The organism is Enterobacter sp. P82, from assembly GCF_037053385.1.
Taxonomy (GTDB): Bacteria; Pseudomonadota; Gammaproteobacteria; order Enterobacterales; family Enterobacteriaceae; genus Enterobacter.
The window spans coordinates 228,948-247,976 of sequence record NZ_JBALHX010000004.1; the positions used below are offsets into that span (position 1 = coordinate 228,948).

Consider the following 19,029-nt stretch of genomic DNA (forward strand, 5'->3'; position numbering starts at 1 on the left):
GGAAATGCATGTTAATGGTTTTAGGTTTGTTTGTGTTTGAGCGCCACACGATACCGCATCAGTCAATGCAGTACTCGAAAGATTACCGCTGGGTGTCAAACGACCGTATCGGCAAGCCACCGGCTTATCAGTATCTCGGGGAAGGGGAAACCACGCGCACGCTGTGGGGAGTGCTCTATCCCGAAATCACCGGTGGTCGTCTGTCGCTGACCGCCATCGAGCTGATGGCCGACGAGGGCAGAGCGTGGCCGTTGATTGACGGAACGGGCATGATCCACGGCATGTACGTCATCGACAAGGTGACGCACACGCACACCGAACTTTTCAGCGACGGTGCAGCCAGAAAAATCGAGTTTAGCCTGTCGCTAAAGCGGGTCGATAAATCGCTCGCGGCCATTTATGGCGACCTGCAGACGCAGGCCGACAATCTGGTCACGTCTGCCGGTAACTGGCTGGGAGGGCTGGCAGGATGATTACAGGAATGGATATTCATGCCGGGGCGAAGATAGCCCCTGCGTTTATGCTCACGCTTGATGGTGCGGATATCACGCAGAATTTCAGCGACCGGCTTATCGGTCTGACCATGACCGACAATCGCGGATTCGAGGCGGACCAACTTGATATTGAGCTGGATGACACCGACGGGCTTGTCGAGCTGCCGCCACGCGGGGCAATGCTCACACTGTGGTTAGGCTGGCAGGGAGCGGCTTTGCTGAATAAAGGCACGTTCACGGTCGACGAAATCGAGCACAGAGGCGCGCCTGATACGCTGACCATCCGGGGGCGCAGCGCCGATTTTCGCGGGACATTGAATTCACGCCGCGAGCAGTCATGGCATAACACCACCATCGGGCAAATCTTGGAGACGATTGCAGCACGCAACAAACTGACGGCCAGTGTGGCCGACACGCTGAAAGCGATCTCCGTGCCCCACATTGACCAGTCGCAGGAGTCCGACGCGGTGTTTCTTTCCCGCCTGGCTGACCGGAACGGTGCAGCGGTCTCGGTAAAAGCGGGGAAACTGTTATTCCTGAAAGCCGGGAGCGGTAAGACGGCCAGCGGGAAGCCCATCCCTCAGATGACCCTTGAGCGTGGCGACGGAGACCGTCATCAGTTTGCCATTGCAGACCGGGAAGCTTACACCGGCGTTACGGCTAAATGGTTGCATACGAAAGACCCGAAACCGCAGAAGCAAAAGGTAAAGCTCCAGCGTAAACCGAAAGAGCAGCACCTGCGCGCGCTGCAGCACCCGAAAGCGACCAAAGCCCCGACAAAGGTCAAAACCCAAAAAGAGCAGGAAGCGCGCGAGGGTGAGTATATGGCCGGTGAATCTGACAACGTGCTGGAGCTCACGACCATCTACGCGACAAAGGCGCAGGCCATGCGCGCCGCTCAGGCAACGTGGGACAAGCTGCAGCGAGGTGTCGCTGAGTTTTCAATCTCGCTGGCAATTGGACGGGCGGATTTATTTCCTGAAACGCCAATAGCGGTCAAAGGCTTTAAGCGCGTTATAGACGAACAGGCGTGGATAATCAGCCGGGTGGTGCATAACCTCAACGGAAACGGCTACACGACGGGGCTAGAGCTTGAGGTAAAAGTATCTGATGTTGAATACACAACTGTAGATGAAGAATAAATAAGTTATTCTCAAATGGTGAAAATTTGAGTATCATTCATTCACTTTATGTGAATTGAGGGCGATTTATGTTTCACTGTCCTAAATGTCAGCACGCAGCGCATGCGCGCACAAGTCGCTATCTGAGTGAGAATACTAAAGAACGCTATCACCAGTGCACAAACATCAACTGTAGTTGTACGTTTGTGACGATGGAGTCGGTAGAGCGTTTTATTGTTACGCCCGGGACGGTAACTCCTGCTCCACCGCACCCGGCTGTCGGTGGTCAGCGTACATTATGGCTATGACAAATTTTCTCTAAATGCCCGCCGCGCGCGGGTTTTTTTATGCGCGAAGAAAAGTGGCGGTAAAAAAACACCGCCATTTCATCGCCATTCGAAAAAAAGACAACAAAAAAGCCACTCAACTGAGTGGCTTAATTATATGATTTTAAAGCTAAAATTTGGTGGCCCCTGCTGGACTTGAACCAGCGACCAAGCGATTATGAGTCGCCTGCTCTAACCACTGAGCTAAGGGGCCGTGGCGGTGAATTATAAAGTAACTCCCCTCAGCAATCCAGCCATTCAAACCTGCCTGCTGTTTTTATAAACAACGCATAATCAATCCTTTATACTTCCATAACGATGTATCAGTGGGAGTAAAGATGATCAACGACATTCTGGCCCCCGGGCTGCGGGTGGTGTTCTGCGGAATTAACCCGGGTAAGTCCTCGGCGCACACCGGTTTTCACTTCGCCCATCCGGGGAATCGTTTCTGGAAGGTTATCCATCAGGCGGGGTTTACTGACCGGTTACTCAAGCCCGAAGAAGAGCAACACCTTCTGGATACGCGCTGCGGGATCACCATGCTGGTTGAGCGTCCTACGGTGCAGGCAACGGAGGTCAACCTGCATGAACTGCGTAGCGGCGGGCGGGAGCTGATCAAGAAAATAGACGATTATCAGCCGGCAGCTCTGGCAATCCTCGGTAAGCAGGCCTACGAGCAGGCGTTCAGCCAGCGTGGAACGAAGTGGGGCAAGCAGAGCATCATGATTGGCGTTACGCAGGTGTGGGTGTTGCCGAACCCGAGCGGATTGAACAGGGCGACACTGGACAAACTGGTTGAAGCGTATCGTGAACTCGATGAGACACTGGTCGTACGGGGGTTGTAACTGCCGGAGCGTCACGCTCCGGCATTACCCTTAAAACTCGAATCGAGCACCCATGTTATAGCGGCGTCCTTCCAGGATGGAAGACTGGTTATAGTTCGTTTTGTATATCGGGTTCACGTCGAACAGGTTATAGATACCCGTCATTAGCGTGATGTTTTTGTTGAGATGGTAACGTAACCCTAAGTCAACCAGCGCATAGGCTTCTGTTGAGGTTGATTTACCGGTGTTTGGCGTATTGCTGCGCCAGCTGGCTTTGGTCCACAGTTCAAGGTCATTTAACGCATTCCATGTCAGTGACAGGTTGGCCATACTGCTCGGGAATTCGTTCAGTGCTTCTCCCTTGTATTGACCACTTTTTTGCTCACTATGGGTGTACGTATAGTTTGCATTAGCCTTCAGCGCTGGCGTGACCTGCCAGTCGCCGTTTAGCTCCAGACCATAGATTTCCGCATCGCTGACGTTGAAATACTGAGAAACCTCTTCTGCTTCGTACCCGTTGTAGACACATTTCTGTGTGGCCGTTGCGGTACAGATGGTGTAGTCGCTGATCTTGTCTTTGAATTTGGTGAAGAATACGGTGGCATCCAGCGCCAGTGCATCCTGCTGCCAGTAAACGCCCACTTCGGTGTTGAGGCTTTGCTCCGGCTTCAGGTCATCGTTACCGATCCCGATATACGAATAAGGATAGGAGCCATAGACGCTGGTAAAACCTTCGTTATTTTCACGCAGATCTGGTTTTTTATACCCCGCAGAGATGCCGCCTTTCAGCGCCCAGCTTTCATCGATCGTCCAGTTACCGTAGAGTTTCGGCGTCACGTGGTAGCCAAAGTAGCTGTCGTGATCGAGACGCGCTGAGGTGGTGAGGGTGAAATCTGGCACCATCATCCAGGCATCTTCGGCAAACACGGCCCAGCCGTTGCGGCTGATTTCGCTGACCGGTGTGACCCCCGGAACCTCTTTGTCTGCGATACCGAACGTATCGTCCAGCTCATTACGCGTAAAGTTGATCCCCAGTGTTAACTTGTGATCGCCAAGCGAAAAGGTGTTCGCACTGTTGGCTTCATAGTTACGCTGCTTGATGAATTGCGAGCTCATGCCCGGTATCCGGTATTCAGTTTTGGCGTTCTCGTAGCTGACGAAGTTCTTCACTTCCAGCAGATCGTCGCCGTACCAGGCGTGCTGGGAAAGTGATGCGGCATCGCGATCAAAATCCCATTGCCAGGCTTTATCGTTATGTGATTTGACCTGATGCCCTTTGACGACGTTTAAATCCCACAGCTGGGTATCGGTTGGCGACATATTGATGGTCGCGTCCAGGTTGCCAGCCTGGTGCTTCACAAAGCGTTCATCTTTCTGGCTGTCGTCATCGCGACGGTCCAGATAATCCGCTGCCACGCTCACGCCGAGTTTTCCCGGAATAATAGGGCCCATCAAAAAGGCATTGGTCTGGTTGGTGTTGCCGTACTCGCTTTTCTCCTGCAGGAAGTAGTTATCTTCCAGTACGCCTGTCCAGGCATCCAGGTTGTACGCTTTTTTGGTAATGACGTTGACCACGCCGCCAATAGAGTCAGAGCCGTACAGGGAGGACATGGGCCCACGGATCACCTCTATACGCTCAATGGCGGCAAGTGGTGGTAAAAACGCCGCTTCGGTGCCTATGTGGTGCCCATAAGGACGGGACTCACGGGTTCCTTGCTTGATGCCATTGACCATATATGAGGTATAGGTCGAGTCCATCCCACGCATCTGTACGTCACCTGTAGCAAGGCTACCGTTACCGTTGCCCACTAATACACCGGGCATTTCACGAAGGGCTTCAGTGACGTTCTGGTTAGAACGGGTGTTGAGTTCTTTTTCGCCGACGACAGAGATGGTCGCAGGCGCTTCGCGGCGTTCCTGTGCGAAACCGGTGGCGGTCACCACCAGTTGATCTTCATTAACAGGGGCGGTTTCTTCAGCGAAAACGGCCGCAGGAAGGCTGGTGAGGGCGAGCGAAATCGCCAGCGCCGAACGTGTCTGGTTAATCACATCGCAATCCTCAGAATTGGGTTAAATCGAGTTTGAGTACGTAGTCGGCCTGGGAAGATTTTTCATCCTGCTTCACGCTGACGAAGAGCGTTTTGTTATCAGGAGAAAGCACCATGCTATTCGGCATCGCTGCTGTTTTGATGGTGTGTTTCAGGCTGTAAGTATTGGCATCGATAACGCTAATCTGACGGGCATTGCGATGGGTGACATACACTTCGTTGCGCGCAGGATTGTAGACGGCAGCAATGGCGTTAGGGGTTGGAACCCGGTGGAGGATCTTGCCAGAGTCAAGCTGGACAACCAGCACGTCGACGGTGTTGCTATCGGTGATGAAACCAACCCCTTTGGCGGTATTCAGGGCGATGTTCAGGAAGTAATGCTTAGGTTCGGTTGGGTCAACTGCCACACGGGAAAGAACCTGAGAGGTTTTGCCATCCAGAGTAACCAGTTCACCTTTGCCAGTAACGGCATAGACTTTATCACCCGCTTCATCGACCGCAAAGCCGACCGGATCCATCCCTTTAAGGGCGTGCAGAAGCGTCTGGTTTCGCGTATCGACAACCCACAGAATCCCTTTGCCTTCACTGGCAATCCCTGAGACATAGAGGCGCTGATGCTTTTTATCGAGCACCACTTCGCGGACGTGGGCATTATTCTCCGTATTCGCGAGTTGTAGGGTTTTGACTTCTTTGTTGGCGCGGGTATCCAGCAGAGTCACTGAGCCATCCAGTGCGTTGCCTGACCAGAGAATGTAATTGGATTCATCCAGTGCAACCGCAAAAGATCGACGACTGGTGACGATCCGTTCGCGAATCTTCAGCGTATCGGTTGAAAGCAGGAAAGCTTCCCCTGCAGTTTTATCTTTGTCGAAAGAAGGGGCAGAAGCGGCATAGATCGCCTGTTGTCCGGCGTCATAAGCCAGTTCGTAAACTCCATGACCCAGTGCCCTGGAAGCAAACTGCTCCTCAGAGAAATCCTTAGCAAAAGTGGAACCCGTATGAAGAACCACAGAAATAGCGAACGCGCAGAGGGACCGATTTTTTAATATTTTGAAATTCATGTAATTTTTCTTTACAGTGATTTACGAAAAGAAAAATGATAATGAAAATAAATATCATTTACAATTGCGTATGTGGGCCGTTTACCCTACCAATTTTTGCACTCCGCGGAAAAACCCCAAAAAAAAGCTCCCAGAAGGGAGCTTTTCAATTTCAGGACTGATTAGTCGTCCAGGAAGCTACGCAGCACTTCAGAGCGGCTTGGATGACGCAGTTTACGCAGCGCCTTCGCTTCGATCTGACGGATACGTTCGCGGGTAACGTCGAACTGTTTACCCACTTCTTCCAGCGTGTGGTCGGTGTTCATGTCGATACCGAAACGCATACGCAGAACTTTTGCTTCACGGGCGGTCAGGCCAGCCAGAACGTCGTGCGTCGCGGCACGCAGGCTCTCGGTGGTGGCAGAGTCCAGCGGCAGCTCGAGGGTGGTATCCTCGATGAAATCACCCAGATGCGAATCTTCATCATCACCGATTGGCGTTTCCATGGAGATTGGCTCTTTGGCAATCTTCAGCACTTTACGGATTTTGTCTTCTGGCATCAGCATGCGCTCAGCCAGCTCTTCCGGCGTCGGTTCGCGACCCATTTCCTGCAGCATCTGGCGAGAAATACGGTTGAGCTTGTTGATGGTCTCAATCATATGCACCGGAATACGGATGGTGCGCGCCTGATCCGCGATAGAGCGGGTAATCGCCTGACGGATCCACCAGGTTGCATAGGTGGAGAACTTGTAGCCACGACGGTATTCAAACTTATCTACCGCTTTCATCAGACCGATGTTGCCTTCCTGAATCAGATCCAGGAACTGCAGACCACGGTTGGTGTATTTCTTGGCGATAGAGATAACCAGTCGCAAGTTCGCTTCAACCATCTCTTTCTTCGCACGGCGGGCTTTCGCTTCACCGATGGACATGCGACGGTTGATGTCTTTGACCTGCTCAATGGTCAGGCCGGTTTCTTCTTCAATCTGTTGCAGTTTCTGCAGGCCGCGATGCACATCTTCTTTCACGTCATGCAGTTTTTCAGACCACGGCTTGTTCATCGCGATCGCTGCGTTGAACCAGGTTTCGCTGGTTTCGTTGCCGGTGAAGAGGGTGATGAAGTTCTTCTTCGGCATTTTGCACTGTTCAACACACAGTTTCATGATGATGCGTTCCTGGGTACGTACGCGATCCATCATCACACGCATGCTGTTAACCAGGTAGTCGAACTGTTTTGGCACCAGGCGGAACTGTTTGAACACTTCAGACAGTTTCAGGATCTCTTCCTGAGCGGCGGCATGGCTGCGGCCTTTCGCTTTGATGGTGTCACGCGTCACTTCGTACTGGGTACGCAGTTCGGCAAACTTCTCACGCGCCAGTTCAGGGTCGATGCTGTTGTCATCATCGCTGCTGTCGTCGTCGCCGTCTTCCTCATCTTCGTCTTCGTCGTCATCCATCTCTTCCTGAGACAGTTCAGAACCGACGTGAGTGGCGGTTGGTGCCATATCTTCTTCGGCGTTCGGGTCGACAAAACCGGTGATCAGGTCCGACAGGCGCGCTTCTTCCGCTTCAACGCGATCGTACTGCTCCAGCAGATAGGTAATCGCTTCCGGGTATTCGGCAACAGAGCACTGAACCTGGTTGATCCCGTCTTCGATGCGTTTTGCGATGTCAATTTCGCCTTCGCGGGTCAACAGTTCAACGGTACCCATTTCGCGCATGTACATGCGGACCGGGTCAGTGGTACGCCCGATTTCAGATTCCACGCTGGACAGTACCTGTGCAGCAGCTTCTTCCGCATCTTCATCAGTGTTGTTGGAGGTTTCAGCCAGCAACAGATCATCGGCATCCGGTGCTTCTTCCATCACCTGAATGCCCATGTCATTGATCATTTGGATGATGTCTTCGATTTGATCTGAATCGACGATATCTTCCGGCAGATGGTCATTGACCTCGGCATAGGTCAGATAGCCTTGCTCCTTACCGCGTTGGACAAGAAGTTTCAGCTGTGACTGCGGGTTTTGCTCCATAAGACGGTATCCACACTTAATTCGTTTGATTGGTGTCGGCGATGGGGCTGCCAACCTTTAAAGCGAGGGCGTACTTATATTTTTGCCGCTGCCTCTCAGTGCGGCTGCCGGGGGCTCCCCGATCGATATTCGGCACTTAAGCCGTTAAATTCTTTTATTTCTTCGCCAGTTCCTGGTTAATCATCCAGAGTTCCCGGCGTTCTTCGCTGCTTAAGCCGTGTGTGCGCTCGCGAGCAATCAACTCTTCCTGGCGCAGCTCAAGCATCGAATCAAACATATGGTTGAGTGAGTCGGTGAACGTTTTTTCTGCAATATCCTTATCTGCTATATCGTCCCACATCGACAGTTTTTCAAGGGTTGCAGCCTCTTTTGTGCCGCGATAATGTTCTAAAAGTTGTCCGGTGGTCAGACCTGGTTGTGACAAACAAGTGTTGACCAATTCTGAAAATAAACCAAGTCCGGGCAATTTTTCGTGGTTCAAACCCGCCAGCGACGGCACTTGCGGAGCAAGTTCGGGGTTTTGCACCAGTAACCCTATCAGTATACGCATGGTTGTGCGTTTTAGCTGAGGCGCGGGGCGAACCGCACCGTTTTCAGCCTGTTTTGGCATTAAACGTTCAAGCTGGCTGTCATCCAGAATGCCAAGCTTGTTGCCTAACTCCTGACGCAGATAGATGCGCAGCGTTTCGCCGGGCACCTGGCTGATTAACGGCAGCGCCAGCGTACTGAGCTGCGCGCGCCCGTCAGGGGTACTCAAATCCACCTGCGGCATCAGGCTGTTAAACAAAAACGTGGAGAGCGGCTGAGCCTGCTCCATCCGCGCTTCAAACGCCGCTTTGCCCTCTTTACGCACCAGCGTATCCGGGTCTTCACCGTCGGGCAGGAACATAAAGCGCAACTGACGCCCGTCGGTCATGTAAGGAAGTGCTGTTTCCAGCGCGCGCCAGGCGGCATCCCGTCCTGCGCGGTCACCGTCGTAACAGCAGATGACATTGTTAGTCACCCTGAACAGCAACTGAATATGATCGGCCGTGGTGGACGTCCCTAACGACGCAACGGCGTAGTTAATGTCGTACTGCGCCAGTGCGACGACGTCCATATAGCCTTCGACGACCAGAAGACGCGGAGGTTCCGCATTATCTTGCTGCGCCTCATAAAGGCCATACAGCTGACGGCCTTTATGGAAAATATCGGTTTCCGGGGAGTTGAGGTATTTCGGCAGGGCATCACCCAATACGCGACCACCAAAACCTATTACCCGTCCACGCTTGTCGCGGATCGGGAACATCACCCGTTCGCGGAAGCGGTCGTAGCTTCGTCCCTGGTCATTGGTGACCAGCATGCCTGCATCGATGAGGGATTTACGATCTTCGCTATTGCCGCCAAAACGCTTTAACACGTTGTCCCAGCCGGGCGGGGCGTAACCAATAGCGAAACGCGCAATGACATCGTCGCTCAGTCCGCGCTTGCTCAGATACTGACGCGCAGGCTCAGCCGCAGAGTGCTTAAGAGACTGTTGGTAAAACGAATTCAGGCCATCCATCAGCTGATACAGCGTTTGCCGTTGATGGCGCTCTATCTGGCTTGGCCCACTGCCTGCTTCATACGGCACTTCAAGGTTATGCATTGCCGCCAGTTCTTCGACGGTTTCAACGAACTCGAGCTTGTCGTAGTTCATTAAAAAATCAACGGCGTTACCGTGAGCACCACAGCCGAAGCAATGGTAAAACTGCTTTTCACCGTTTACGGTGAAGGAGGGGGTTTTTTCGTTATGGAACGGACAGCACGCATGGTAGTTCTTGCCCTGCTTTTTCAGCTTTACCCGCGCGTCGATGAGATCGACGATGTCGGTTCTGGCGAGCAGGTCATTGATGAAAACGCGTGGGATTCTTCCGGCCATATGCCCCAAAAATTTAAGCGACTTATAAACGAAAACAAGCCGCGCATTCCTTCCGGAAGCACGGCCTTACGACTATTACTCTGTCTGTCAATTGAGGGCTGAGGCCCTCAATCAATTAGTACAGACGAGTACGGCGTGCGTTTTCGCGAGCCAGTTTCTTCGCGTGACGTTTCACTGCAGAAGCTTTAGCGCGCTTACGTTCGGTCGTTGGTTTTTCATAGAACTCACGACGACGAACTTCAGCCAGAACACCTGCTTTCTCGCATGAACGTTTGAAGCGACGCAGTGCTACGTCGAACGGCTCGTTTTCACGTACTTTAATTACCGGCATGTAACTCTCACCTTTAATAAATTCGGTTTGCCGCTGGCATCAACGCCAGCTTATTTCAAAATGGTGCGGAATTTTACTGCAAATGCTGCTGCTTTGTAAAGCACCGATGCGATTTTGAAAGGGACTTTAATAAGGGTGAGGAGTATACACGAGCCTTCTTCCTGGGGCGAACAAAGTTTTACATCAACCCGCCCAGGCTCTACACTGCGCGGTATTGAAACGAGGTAAAACAAGTCATGCGTGTACTGGGTATTGAAACATCCTGCGATGAAACCGGCATCGCCATTTACGACGACGAGAAAGGGCTTCTGGCCAACCAACTGTATAGTCAGGTGAAATTGCACGCTGACTACGGCGGCGTCGTGCCAGAACTGGCCTCTCGTGACCACGTGCGTAAAACGGTTCCCCTGATTCAGGCGGCACTGAAAGAGGCCGGGTTGAGTTCAACAGATATTGATGCCGTGGCGTATACCGCAGGCCCGGGTCTTGTCGGTGCCCTGCTGGTGGGTGCAACGGTTGGCCGTTCACTGGCCTTTGCATGGGATGTTCCGGCCATTCCGGTTCACCATATGGAAGGGCATCTGCTGGCGCCAATGCTGGAAGAGAATCCACCTGAGTTTCCGTTTGTGGCACTGCTGGTTTCTGGCGGTCATACCCAGCTGATTAGCGTGACGGGCATTGGCAAGTATGAGCTGCTGGGCGAGTCGATCGACGACGCCGCCGGTGAAGCGTTCGATAAAACCGCCAAGCTGCTGGGGCTGGATTATCCTGGCGGCCCAATGCTTTCTAAGATGGCGTCGCAGGGTACGGAAGGGCGCTTTGTCTTCCCGCGTCCGATGACCGACCGTCCAGGGCTGGATTTCAGCTTCTCTGGCCTGAAAACCTTCGCAGCCAATACCATTCGTAATAACGATGATAGCGAGCAGACCCGCGCCGATATCGCCCGTGCGTTCGAAGATGCGGTAGTCGATACGCTGATGATCAAGTGCAAACGCGCGCTGGATCAGACCGGCTTTAAGCGTCTGGTGATGGCTGGCGGCGTCAGCGCCAACCGTACGCTGCGTGCGAAGCTTGCTGAGATGATGCAAAAGCGTCGTGGGGAAGTGTTCTACGCGCGTCCGGAATTTTGTACCGACAACGGTGCGATGATTGCCTACGCCGGGATGGTACGTCTGAACGCCGGTGCAACGTCCGATCTGAGCGTCTCCGTGCGTCCGCGCTGGCCGCTGGCGGAACTGCCTGAGGCGTGATTTTATTGCCCGGTGGCGCAGCGCCTCCGGGCAATAAACCGCACTATACCCGCAACATCCCTTTCTCTTCTAAAAAACCAATAATCGTCGCCAGACCGTCTCCCGCCTTCAGGTTGGTAAAGGTCCACGGACGCTCGCCGCGCATGCGGTTGGTGTCGCGCTCCATCACCTCAAGTGAGGCACCCACGTACGGCGCGAGATCGGTTTTGTTGATCACCAGGAAATCGGATTTGGTGATCCCTGGCCCTCCCTTGCGCGGGATCTTCTCCCCCTCGGCCACGTCGATCACGTAGATCGTCAGATCTGCCAGTTCGGGACTGAAGGTCGCACTCAGGTTATCGCCGCCACTTTCAACGAAGATCAGATCCAGATTACCGAATTTCTCGCTTAATGCTTCTACAGCGGCCAGGTTCATCGAGGCATCTTCACGGATGGCGGTATGCGGGCAGCCACCGGTCTCCACGCCCACAATGCGTTCCGGCTCCAGCGCGCCCGCTTCGGTCAGGATGCGCTGATCCTCTTTGGTGTAGATATCGTTCGTCACCACCGCCAGGTGATAGGTGTCGCGCATCGCTTTGCACAGTGCTTCCAGCAACGCAGTTTTGCCAGACCCTACCGGGCCGCCGACGCCCACGCGCAAGGGATGTTTGTAATCAGCCATGTTCACTCCTCAGGAACGGAATAACCGTGAATATTGTGTTTCGTGGCGCGCAGAGGCGATAGCGGACAGCGGTGTCGCCGCGCCTATCTCGTCATCACTGCGCAAAAATGCCTGTTCAAGCCCGTCGGCAAAATGGTTGCTCAGGTCGATAATCAGCTGCTGCGCGGCCTGTTGCCCAAACGGCACCAGCTTCACGCCTGCCATGACCGCGCTCTCCATCCAGCTGTAGCCCAGGCTCAGCGCCAGCTCGCGCACGCCGATGCCCCAGCGCACGCCGAGCCACGCCATGCCGCAGAGCTGGCTTTGCGTAAACAGTGGCAGCCATTCGGGGGGGCAGTCCGGCTCCCAGCTTTTGATGAGGCGCGTAAAGGCCGCTCCGCGGTTGCGCTCTTCTTCTCGCAGCTCGCGCGTTTCCCGGCAGGCGAGCAGATACGCTGTCCAGCGTTTGGCTGTAACGAGATCCTGTTGCTCACAGGCCTGATACAGGCGGATAAACAGCGGCAGATCGACACAGAAAAAACTCTGCTCCATCTGTTGCGTCTGCCAGCGTTTGAAGGCGTCGGCGTCTGTGATCCAGCCTGCCTCAACGGCCCATTCCAGCCCCTGTGACCAGGTAAATGACCCGACCGGCAGGCTGCTGCTGGAAAGCTGCATCAGGCGCAGCCACTGGCGGGAGTGCTCCATTAGCTCATCAGCGCCAGCAGGGCGGAGACAATCAGCCCGCCGCCGAAGGTTTTACGCAGTCCGTCGTGACGGCGCAGCAGCAACCCTGCGGCGAAACTGGCGCACAGTACGGTGGCGCTGGCAAACATGAACCCGCTGGTGAACAACCAGAAGTTGTGGCCGGACATCTCCACACCGTGCGCCCAGCCGTGGAACATCGCCAGGGCAGGGACGGCCAGCAGCAGACGGTTTTCGGTTTTAAACATCATCACGCCGCAGACCGCCAGCGAGGCGATAATCAGCATCTCCATGCCGCTAAAGCCACCAAGCAGACTGCCCGCAATGGCGCCGACAAGCATCATGCCGAGGGTGGCAAAGGGCAGTATCAACTTGCGGCCGCTCAGGGCGGAGAGTACGCCTGCACCTGTCAGCATCAGCAGATGATCGAGGCCGGTCAGCGGGTGGAAAAATCCGGCATGGAAGCTGTCGGCTCCGTGTCCCGGATGTGCCAGCGCAGGCAGGGAAAAGGCCAGCAGTAACAGGGGTAAGTACTTGCGCATGATTAATCCTTAATGTGAATGAGCGTGAGAGTGGCTATGACTATGAGCCTCGCTGGTGTAGGCCCCTGCTTCGGGTTCAAATGGCAGGCTGGCAAACGTCACCTCAAGCCCGAACTGGCGCAGCATATCGTCGAGAACATGATCGTGGTGATAGCGCAGCTCGCCGGGCATGATTTGCAGCGGCACGTGACGGTTGCCCAGGTGATAGCAGGCGCGGGCGAGCAGGAACGGATCGGCGCAGCGCACCACAGAGACGGACTCCGCGGCAGCGATCACTTCAATCACCTCACTGCCGTCGTCGGTGGTCAGCAGGTCTCCGCCGCGAAGCAGCAAGCCGCGTGGCAGCATCAGCCCGGCTTCGCGGCCGTCGTTCAGCGCCACGCGGGCGCGGCTTTTCACCCGCACGTCAATCGGCAGCGTGACGCTGGAGGTTACGGGATGGGCATGGTCCAGGCGTTGGGTTAAATAGATCATCATCACTCCTCAAAACAGGAAATAGCGTTGCGCCATCGGCAGAACGTCAGCCGGTTCGCTGGTAATCAGTTCGCCGTCGACGCGCACCTCGTAGGTTTGCGAATCGACGGTGATGTTCGGCTGCAGAGCGTTGTGGATCATGTCGGCCTTTTTCACCGTCCGGCAGCCTTTCACCACGGCGGTGCCACTTTGCAGATTGAGCTGCTGCGGGATGCCGTTCGCACTGGCGGCTTGCGAGATAAACGTCAGCCGTGTGGCGTGGCGCGCGGCACCGAGTGCGCCAAACATCGGGCGATAATGGACTGGCTGCGGCGTGGGGATAGAGGCGTTGATATCACCCATCGGCGCGCAGGCGATCATCCCGCCTTTGACGATGGTGGCGGGTTTCACGCCAAAGAAGGCCGGTGACCAGACCACCAGGTCAGCCAGTTTTCCTGCCTCAATCGAACCCACTTCATGGGCGATACCGTGGGTCAGCGCCGGGTTGATGGTGTATTTGGCGATATAGCGCTTTACGCGGAAGTTGTCGTTATCGCCGGTCTCTTCCGGCAGGGTGCCGCGCTGCACCTTCATGCGGTGCGCCACCTGCCAGGTGCGGATAATCACTTCCCCCACGCGGCCCATCGCCTGAGAATCTGACGAGGTGAGCGAGAATGCGCCGATATCGTGCAGCACATCTTCAGCGGCGATGGTTTCACGGCGAATACGTGATTCTGCAAAGGCGACGTCCTCAGCAATATCCGGATCGAGGTGATGGCAGACCATCAGCATGTCGAGATGCTCGTCGATGGTGTTCACCGTGTAGGGCAGCGTCGGGTTGGTAGAGGAGGGCAGAATATTCGGGTGCGCGCAGGCGGTGATGATATCCGGCGCGTGGCCGCCGCCCGCGCCTTCGGTGTGGAAGGTGTGGATGGTACGCCCGCCAATCGCCGCCAGCGTATCTTCGACAAACCCGGATTCGTTCAGCGTGTCGCTGTGTAGCGCCACCTGAATATCCATCTCGTCTGCAACCTCCAGAGAACAGTTTATGGCGGCAGGCGTGGCACCCCAGTCTTCGTGGATCTTCAGCCCGATAGCACCGGCGGCGATCTGCTCGCGCAGAGCGTCCGGGTTTGAGCCGTTACCCTTGCCGAGCAGACCAATATTCACCGGCAGCGTATCTGCGGCCTGTAACATGCGGGCGATATACCACGGCCCCGGCGTGCAGGTCGTGGCGTTGGTGCCTGCAGCGGGCCCGGTACCGCCGCCGATCATGGTCGTGACGCCGGAGACCAGCGCCTCTTCCGCCTGCTGCGGGCAGATCCAGTGAATGTGGGTGTCGATCCCGCCGGCTGTGACGATCTTCCCCTCGGCGGCGATCACTTCTGTTGCCGCGCCAATCGGGATCGTCACGCCGGGCTGAATATCTGGGTTACCGGCTTTACCGACGGCGAAGATCCGCCCGTTCTTCACGCCGATATCGGCTTTCACGATCCCCCAGTGATCAACTATCAGGGCGTTGGTGAGGACCAGATCCACGCAGTCGTCTGCGACCATCTGTCCCTGGCCCATGCCGTCGCGGATCACTTTTCCACCGCCGAATTTGACCTCTTCACCGTAAACAGTGAGATCCTCTTCCACTTCGATCCACAGATCGCTGTCGGCCAGCCGCACTTTATCGCCCGTGGTGGGGCCGAACATGTCGGCGTAGGCCTGACGTGAAATTTCAGCCATTGCTCACCTCTCCCATCACCTCACCGCGAAAACCGACAATGCGCTTTGCGCCGCTGATCTGAACCAGCGTCACTTCGCGCTTTTGGCCGGGTTCGAAACGTACGGCGGTCCCGGCCGGAATATTCAGCCGGTAGCCTTTGGTTATCGCCCGGTCGAACTTCAGCGCCGGGTTGACCTCGTAAAAGTGGTAGTGCGATCCCACCTGGATCGGCCTGTCACCGTGGTTTTCGACGATCACACTCTGCATTGTTCGCCCTACGTTGATGGCAATATTTCCGGGCTGGATCTGATATTCACCTGGGATCATCACGCGCTCCTTAGACGATCGGGTTATGGACGGTGACGAGCTTTGAACCGTCCGGGAAGGTCGCTTCTACCTGAATGTCGGGGATCATCTCGGGTACGCCTTCCATCACCTGGTCGCGCGTGAGGACATGGCGGCCCGCCTCCATCAGTGAGGCGACGGTTTCGCCATCGCGCGCACCTTCCATAATAAAGGCGCTGATCAACGCGACGGATTCCGGATAATTGAGCTTTACCCCGCGTGCAAGGCGGCGTTCGGCAACCAGCGCGGCGGTGAACAGCAACAGCTTGTCTTTTTCTCTGGGGGTCAGTTCCATAACGTTTCTCTTATGTCTGCCAGATACGCGGCGAACAGGCAGTTTTGTGGGATAAAAGCGGGCGAAGCGACTGCCAGATATCGCGCATCACTCGCTGACAAATCAGGTTATCGTGAGAGAGAAAGCGCACCGACAGCAGATCGTCAGTGAGGGTTGCCCCGGCAACGTTTTCCAGTGGTGTAAGCAGTTCACGTACCCTGTCGAGATGCTCTTCCCTGGCCGGATAGAACAGCAGCGTGCCGACCCACGGATGCCCGGCAACGGGCGTGAGATCGCCATCGCTAAGATGCTGACGCTCAATCAGGCGAGGTTCGTCTTCAATCCAGATTTCAAGGCGGCTCTCCAGCCTGCCGTGGCTGAAGGTCTCACCGATCACCGGGCGCCCCAGACAGTACAACTCCCAGGCCATCAATGTACTGGAGGCCTTCAGATGGAAGACGGAACGCAGCGCGGCGTTCGCGCCGGGAAAGATAATGGTGTCCTGCGGCAACCACTCCAGCGTGGCGTCTTCATCGAGATAAAAGTGCTGGCTCAGACGAGCCTGCGGGCCACTGCTGCGATAGAACTTACTGGCACCGGGCATGGTGATGAGCGCATGGCTTTTGGCGTCCAGCCGAACGGAAATGTCCAGCGTATCGCCACCCACAATTCCGCCGGGTGGATGCAGCAGGTAAAGGTGGCAGGTATCCCCTTCCGGGTAAAACGGACGCTGAACCGTAAGCGGCCCGAGGTGATGAGCGGAATGCAGGAGGGTTTTCTCAGGCGTGTGGCAAAACTGCAGGGCAAGCGACGCCTGCCAGCCTTTATACGTAGTATCAGTGACCTGAGCTGCTAACATGCTGCATCCATTTGCTCACCATCGGGATACGTTTCAGTATGCCCTGGCGGAAATGAAGGCTGTCATATGAGTCGCTTATGGATACGTTATCTGCTGCGGGTGTCGCGCGATTACTCCGGCTCTTTTTTCTTTCTCTTGAGCTTTGTCCAGATTTTGGTTTCCTGGCGACGCCACAGGCGCTGGATGTTGTCATGATGACGCAGCAGGATAAGGCAAGAGAGCATCGACACCGGGAAGGTGAATTGAGGTTTGAACCACCAGACGTAAAACGGGGCGATCAGCGCGCTGACAATGGCACCCAGTGACGAGTAGCCGCTCAGCAGAATGGTCAGCAGCCAGGTGCCGGCCATGACGCCAGTTAAGTCCCAGCCGATAGGCGCAATGGCACCAAAGGCGGTTGCAACGCCTTTGCCACCTTTAAATCCGAAGAATACGGGCCAGATATGACCGACACAGGCAGCGATGGCAATGAGTCCCAGCCAGAACGGCGTGACGCCCAGCGCATATGCGCCCCAGACGGGTAGCATCCCTTTCAGAACATCAAAAATCAAAACCGCTACGGCTGCACCCTTGCCGCCAATTCGTAGTACGTTGGTCGCCCCCGGGTTCCCGGAACCACTTTCACGCGGGTCGGGTAACCCTGCAATGCGGCAGACCAGAATGGCGCTGGAGATTGAGCCGCAAAGATAGGCGAGGAGGATCATTCCAGGCGCGATTGCACTCATAACGCTGTTCCGTTTTGAAAATGTATCTGTATTCTCAGCATCTGTGGATAATACGCATAATTCGCCGGAAGTGGTATCCGGTTTAGCCAAAAAGCAGGCAGGTCGTGATGGATATTGTATTTATAGAGCAACTTTCGGTAATCACCACTATTGGTGTTTACGACTGGGAACAGACCATTGAGCAGAAGCTGGTGTTCGATATCGAAATGGGCTGGGATAACCGCAAGTCAGCAAAAAGTGATGACGTGAATGACTGTCTGAGCTATGCCGATATTAGTGAAACGGTCATCGCCCATGTTGAAGGGCAACGTTTTGCGCTGGTCGAACGGGTGGCTGAAGAAGTCGCAGAATTGCTGCTGAAAAAATTCAATTCACCGTGGGTGCGCATTAAGTTAAGCAAACCTGGCGCAGTGGCGCGTGCCGCCAATGTTGGCGTTATTATTGAGCGTGGCACAAATCTGAAAGGAAAGATTTAACGTCATAATAGCTAAACCATTTTAGGTTATATCGGTCTTAACGCTGTATCTTTCTCGGTTGTCCGCATGGGACACCGTTTTTTTTATATCTTTTTAGGGGTTTATAGATGAGCGATATGCACTCGCTGCTGGTGGCGGCAATACTGGGTGTGGTCGAAGGATTGACGGAGTTTTTGCCGGTTTCCAGTACGGGCCATATGATTATCGTTGGCCATCTGCTGGGCTTTGAAGGCGATACCGCTAAAACGTTTGAAGTGGTCATTCAGCTGGGTTCTATTCTGGCGGTGGTGGTGATGTTCTGGCGCCGTCTGTTTGGCCTGATCGGTATCCATTTTGGTCGCCTCCCTCAGCGCGAAGGTGAAGGCACAGGCCGTCTGACGCTTATCCATATTCTGCTCGGGATGATCCCTGCGGTGGTGCTGGGTCTGGTGTTCCACGACACTATTAAATCTCTGTTTAACCCGATTAACGTGATGTACGCGCTGGTAGTGGGTGGTTTCCTGCTGATCGCGGCGGAAGTGCTGAAGCCGAAGACCCCGCGTGCGGAAGGTCTGGATGACATGACCTACCGTCAGGCGTTTATTATTGGTTGCTTCCAGTGTCTGGCGCTGTGGCCGGGTTTCTCACGTTCAGGCGCGACCATTTCTGGCGGGATGCTGATGGGCGTAAGCCGTTATGCGGCTTCTGAGTTTTCGTTCCTGCTGGCAGTACCGATGATGATGGGTGCCACTGCACTCGACGTCTACAAAAGCATTGGGTTCCTCACCACGGGTGACATTCCGATGTTCGCCGTTGGTTTCATCACCGCCTTTATCGTGGCGCTGATTGCCATTAAAACTTTCCTGCAGTTGATTAAGCGTATCTCGTTTATTCCGTTCGCGATCTATCGCTTTATCGTGGCGGCAGCGGTTTACGTGGTCTTCTTCTGACCGATA

General features: G+C 54.9%; 21 protein-coding genes and 1 tRNA gene. 7 read left to right on the forward strand and 15 right to left on the reverse strand.

Annotated features, from left to right (window positions below; all coding sequences use genetic code 11):
* The first annotated feature begins 8 nt into the window (after positions 1-8).
* From WB237_RS18330 to WB237_RS18340, 3 genes are all read left to right on the forward strand, one after another.
* A complete protein-coding gene (locus WB237_RS18330) occupies positions 9-473 on the forward strand; it encodes a phage tail protein (protein ID WP_336215155.1) in 465 nt (154 codons plus the stop codon).
* On the forward strand, positions 470-1,636 hold the full coding sequence (locus WB237_RS18335) for a phage late control D family protein (RefSeq protein ID WP_336215157.1): 1,167 nt from the start codon (positions 470-472) through the stop codon (positions 1,634-1,636). Before WB237_RS18330 ends, WB237_RS18335 begins: the two co-directional genes overlap by 4 nt.
* Before the next feature lie 68 nt (positions 1,637-1,704).
* Positions 1,705-1,923, forward strand: a complete 219-nt coding sequence (locus WB237_RS18340; protein WP_095450178.1) for a DNA-binding transcriptional regulator — start codon at positions 1,705-1,707, stop codon at positions 1,921-1,923.
* Between the two features lie 156 nt (positions 1,924-2,079).
* On the opposite strand, the gene WB237_RS18345 is transcribed toward WB237_RS18340, so the two are convergent.
* Positions 2,080-2,155 (reverse strand) — tRNA-Ile (locus WB237_RS18345).
* Positions 2,156-2,279: 124 nt separating this feature from the next.
* Between WB237_RS18345 and mug the strand changes: the two genes are divergently transcribed.
* The gene (gene mug / locus WB237_RS18350) at positions 2,280-2,786 is read left to right on the forward strand and encodes a G/U mismatch-specific DNA glycosylase (protein WP_336215160.1); all 507 of its coding nucleotides are present in this window, start codon (positions 2,280-2,282) and stop codon (positions 2,784-2,786) included.
* A 30-nt stretch (positions 2,787-2,816) separates the two neighbouring features.
* On the opposite strand, the gene WB237_RS18355 is transcribed toward mug, so the two are convergent.
* The 5 genes from WB237_RS18355 to rpsU all read right to left on the reverse strand — a co-directional run bounded on the left by WB237_RS18355 (position 2,817) and on the right by rpsU (position 10,114).
* Positions 2,817-4,814, reverse strand: coding sequence for a TonB-dependent receptor domain-containing protein (locus WB237_RS18355; RefSeq protein WP_336215162.1), 1,998 nt, complete (start codon positions 4,812-4,814; stop codon positions 2,817-2,819).
* 10 nt (positions 4,815-4,824) lie between these two features.
* Positions 4,825-5,874 (reverse strand): 7-bladed beta-propeller protein YncE, encoded by a 1,050-nt coding sequence (yncE, locus tag WB237_RS18360; RefSeq protein ID WP_336215164.1) that lies wholly within the window; start codon positions 5,872-5,874, stop codon positions 4,825-4,827.
* A 161-nt stretch (positions 5,875-6,035) separates the two neighbouring features.
* A complete protein-coding gene (gene rpoD / locus WB237_RS18365) occupies positions 6,036-7,883 on the reverse strand; it encodes an RNA polymerase sigma factor RpoD (protein ID WP_114978745.1) in 1,848 nt (615 codons plus the stop codon).
* A 154-nt stretch (positions 7,884-8,037) separates the two neighbouring features.
* Positions 8,038-9,783, reverse strand: a complete 1,746-nt coding sequence (gene dnaG, locus WB237_RS18370; protein ID WP_442892517.1) for a DNA primase — start codon at positions 9,781-9,783, stop codon at positions 8,038-8,040.
* Positions 9,784-9,898: 115 nt separating this feature from the next.
* Positions 9,899-10,114, reverse strand: a complete 216-nt coding sequence (gene rpsU / locus WB237_RS18375) for a 30S ribosomal protein S21 (protein WP_001144069.1) — start codon at positions 10,112-10,114, stop codon at positions 9,899-9,901.
* Between the two features lie 236 nt (positions 10,115-10,350).
* Here rpsU and tsaD point away from each other — a divergent pair, with 236 nt between their 5' ends.
* Complete coding sequence (gene tsaD, locus WB237_RS18380; RefSeq protein ID WP_024906472.1) at positions 10,351-11,364, forward strand: tRNA (adenosine(37)-N6)-threonylcarbamoyltransferase complex transferase subunit TsaD; 1,014 nt, start codon at positions 10,351-10,353, stop codon at positions 11,362-11,364.
* 43 nt (positions 11,365-11,407) lie between these two features.
* Here the strand turns inward: tsaD and ureG are convergent, their stop codons facing one another.
* From ureG to plsY, 9 genes are all read right to left on the reverse strand, one after another.
* A complete protein-coding gene (ureG, locus tag WB237_RS18385; protein ID WP_028017131.1) occupies positions 11,408-12,025 on the reverse strand; it encodes an urease accessory protein UreG in 618 nt (205 codons plus the stop codon).
* A gap of 9 nt (positions 12,026-12,034) precedes the next feature.
* Positions 12,035-12,709, reverse strand: coding sequence for an urease accessory protein UreF (locus tag WB237_RS18390; RefSeq protein WP_336215170.1), 675 nt, complete (start codon positions 12,707-12,709; stop codon positions 12,035-12,037).
* A complete protein-coding gene (locus WB237_RS18395) occupies positions 12,709-13,248 on the reverse strand; it encodes a HupE/UreJ family protein (RefSeq protein WP_336215172.1) in 540 nt (179 codons plus the stop codon). The genes WB237_RS18390 and WB237_RS18395 overlap by 1 nt, the downstream gene beginning before the upstream one ends.
* 9 nt (positions 13,249-13,257) lie before the next feature.
* A complete protein-coding gene (ureE, locus tag WB237_RS18400) occupies positions 13,258-13,722 on the reverse strand; it encodes an urease accessory protein UreE (RefSeq protein WP_108090491.1) in 465 nt (154 codons plus the stop codon).
* A gap of 9 nt (positions 13,723-13,731) precedes the next feature.
* A complete protein-coding gene (gene ureC / locus WB237_RS18405) occupies positions 13,732-15,435 on the reverse strand; it encodes an urease subunit alpha (RefSeq protein ID WP_336215176.1) in 1,704 nt (567 codons plus the stop codon).
* Positions 15,428-15,742: an urease subunit beta gene (locus WB237_RS18410; protein ID WP_336215180.1), complete on the reverse strand. Its 315-nt coding sequence runs from the start codon at positions 15,740-15,742 to the stop codon at positions 15,428-15,430. Before WB237_RS18410 ends, ureC begins: the two co-directional genes overlap by 8 nt.
* Before the next feature lie 10 nt (positions 15,743-15,752).
* Positions 15,753-16,055 (reverse strand): urease subunit gamma, encoded by a 303-nt coding sequence (locus WB237_RS18415; RefSeq protein ID WP_003862556.1) that lies wholly within the window; start codon positions 16,053-16,055, stop codon positions 15,753-15,755.
* A 10-nt stretch (positions 16,056-16,065) separates the two neighbouring features.
* Positions 16,066-16,893: an urease accessory protein UreD gene (locus tag WB237_RS18420; RefSeq protein ID WP_028017137.1), complete on the reverse strand. Its 828-nt coding sequence runs from the start codon at positions 16,891-16,893 to the stop codon at positions 16,066-16,068.
* A gap of 110 nt (positions 16,894-17,003) precedes the next feature.
* Complete coding sequence (gene plsY / locus WB237_RS18425) at positions 17,004-17,618, reverse strand: glycerol-3-phosphate 1-O-acyltransferase PlsY (RefSeq protein WP_028017138.1); 615 nt, start codon at positions 17,616-17,618, stop codon at positions 17,004-17,006.
* A 107-nt stretch (positions 17,619-17,725) separates the two neighbouring features.
* Between plsY and folB the strand changes: the two genes are divergently transcribed.
* Together folB and bacA are read left to right on the forward strand one after the other, a co-directional pair.
* Positions 17,726-18,094 (forward strand): bifunctional dihydroneopterin aldolase/7,8-dihydroneopterin epimerase, encoded by a 369-nt coding sequence (gene folB / locus WB237_RS18430; RefSeq protein WP_023309215.1) that lies wholly within the window; start codon positions 17,726-17,728, stop codon positions 18,092-18,094.
* A gap of 107 nt (positions 18,095-18,201) precedes the next feature.
* A complete protein-coding gene (gene bacA / locus WB237_RS18435) occupies positions 18,202-19,023 on the forward strand; it encodes an undecaprenyl-diphosphate phosphatase (RefSeq protein WP_114978737.1) in 822 nt (273 codons plus the stop codon).
* Positions 19,024-19,029 lie beyond the last annotated feature (6 nt).

What these genes read in the sequence shown, in the direction of transcription:
- WB237_RS18330 (WP_336215155.1), top strand. Translation starts at nt 9, where the DNA reads ATGTTAATGGTTTTAGGTTTGTTTGTGTTTGAGCGCCACACGATACCG.
- WB237_RS18335 (WP_336215157.1), top strand. Translation starts at nt 470, where the DNA reads ATGATTACAGGAATGGATATTCATGCCGGGGCGAAGATAGCCCCTGCG.
- WB237_RS18340 (WP_095450178.1), top strand. Translation starts at nt 1,705, where the DNA reads ATGTTTCACTGTCCTAAATGTCAGCACGCAGCGCATGCGCGCACAAGT.
- mug (WP_336215160.1), top strand. Translation starts at nt 2,280, where the DNA reads ATGATCAACGACATTCTGGCCCCCGGGCTGCGGGTGGTGTTCTGCGGA.
- yncE (WP_336215164.1), bottom strand. Translation starts at nt 5,874, where the DNA reads ATGAATTTCAAAATATTAAAAAATCGGTCCCTCTGCGCGTTCGCTATT.
- rpoD (WP_114978745.1), bottom strand. Translation starts at nt 7,883, where the DNA reads ATGGAGCAAAACCCGCAGTCACAGCTGAAACTTCTTGTCCAACGCGGT.
- dnaG (WP_442892517.1), bottom strand. Translation starts at nt 9,783, where the DNA reads ATGGCCGGAAGAATCCCACGCGTTTTCATCAATGACCTGCTCGCCAGA.
- rpsU (WP_001144069.1), bottom strand. Translation starts at nt 10,114, where the DNA reads ATGCCGGTAATTAAAGTACGTGAAAACGAGCCGTTCGACGTAGCACTG.
- tsaD (WP_024906472.1), top strand. Translation starts at nt 10,351, where the DNA reads ATGCGTGTACTGGGTATTGAAACATCCTGCGATGAAACCGGCATCGCC.
- ureG (WP_028017131.1), bottom strand. Translation starts at nt 12,025, where the DNA reads ATGGCTGATTACAAACATCCCTTGCGCGTGGGCGTCGGCGGCCCGGTA.
- WB237_RS18390 (WP_336215170.1), bottom strand. Translation starts at nt 12,709, where the DNA reads ATGGAGCACTCCCGCCAGTGGCTGCGCCTGATGCAGCTTTCCAGCAGC.
- WB237_RS18395 (WP_336215172.1), bottom strand. Translation starts at nt 13,248, where the DNA reads ATGCGCAAGTACTTACCCCTGTTACTGCTGGCCTTTTCCCTGCCTGCG.
- ureE (WP_108090491.1), bottom strand. Translation starts at nt 13,722, where the DNA reads ATGATCTATTTAACCCAACGCCTGGACCATGCCCATCCCGTAACCTCC.
- ureC (WP_336215176.1), bottom strand. Translation starts at nt 15,435, where the DNA reads ATGGCTGAAATTTCACGTCAGGCCTACGCCGACATGTTCGGCCCCACC.
- WB237_RS18410 (WP_336215180.1), bottom strand. Translation starts at nt 15,742, where the DNA reads ATGATCCCAGGTGAATATCAGATCCAGCCCGGAAATATTGCCATCAAC.
- WB237_RS18415 (WP_003862556.1), bottom strand. Translation starts at nt 16,055, where the DNA reads ATGGAACTGACCCCCAGAGAAAAAGACAAGCTGTTGCTGTTCACCGCC.
- WB237_RS18420 (WP_028017137.1), bottom strand. Translation starts at nt 16,893, where the DNA reads ATGTTAGCAGCTCAGGTCACTGATACTACGTATAAAGGCTGGCAGGCG.
- plsY (WP_028017138.1), bottom strand. Translation starts at nt 17,618, where the DNA reads ATGAGTGCAATCGCGCCTGGAATGATCCTCCTCGCCTATCTTTGCGGC.
- folB (WP_023309215.1), top strand. Translation starts at nt 17,726, where the DNA reads ATGGATATTGTATTTATAGAGCAACTTTCGGTAATCACCACTATTGGT.
- bacA (WP_114978737.1), top strand. Translation starts at nt 18,202, where the DNA reads ATGAGCGATATGCACTCGCTGCTGGTGGCGGCAATACTGGGTGTGGTC.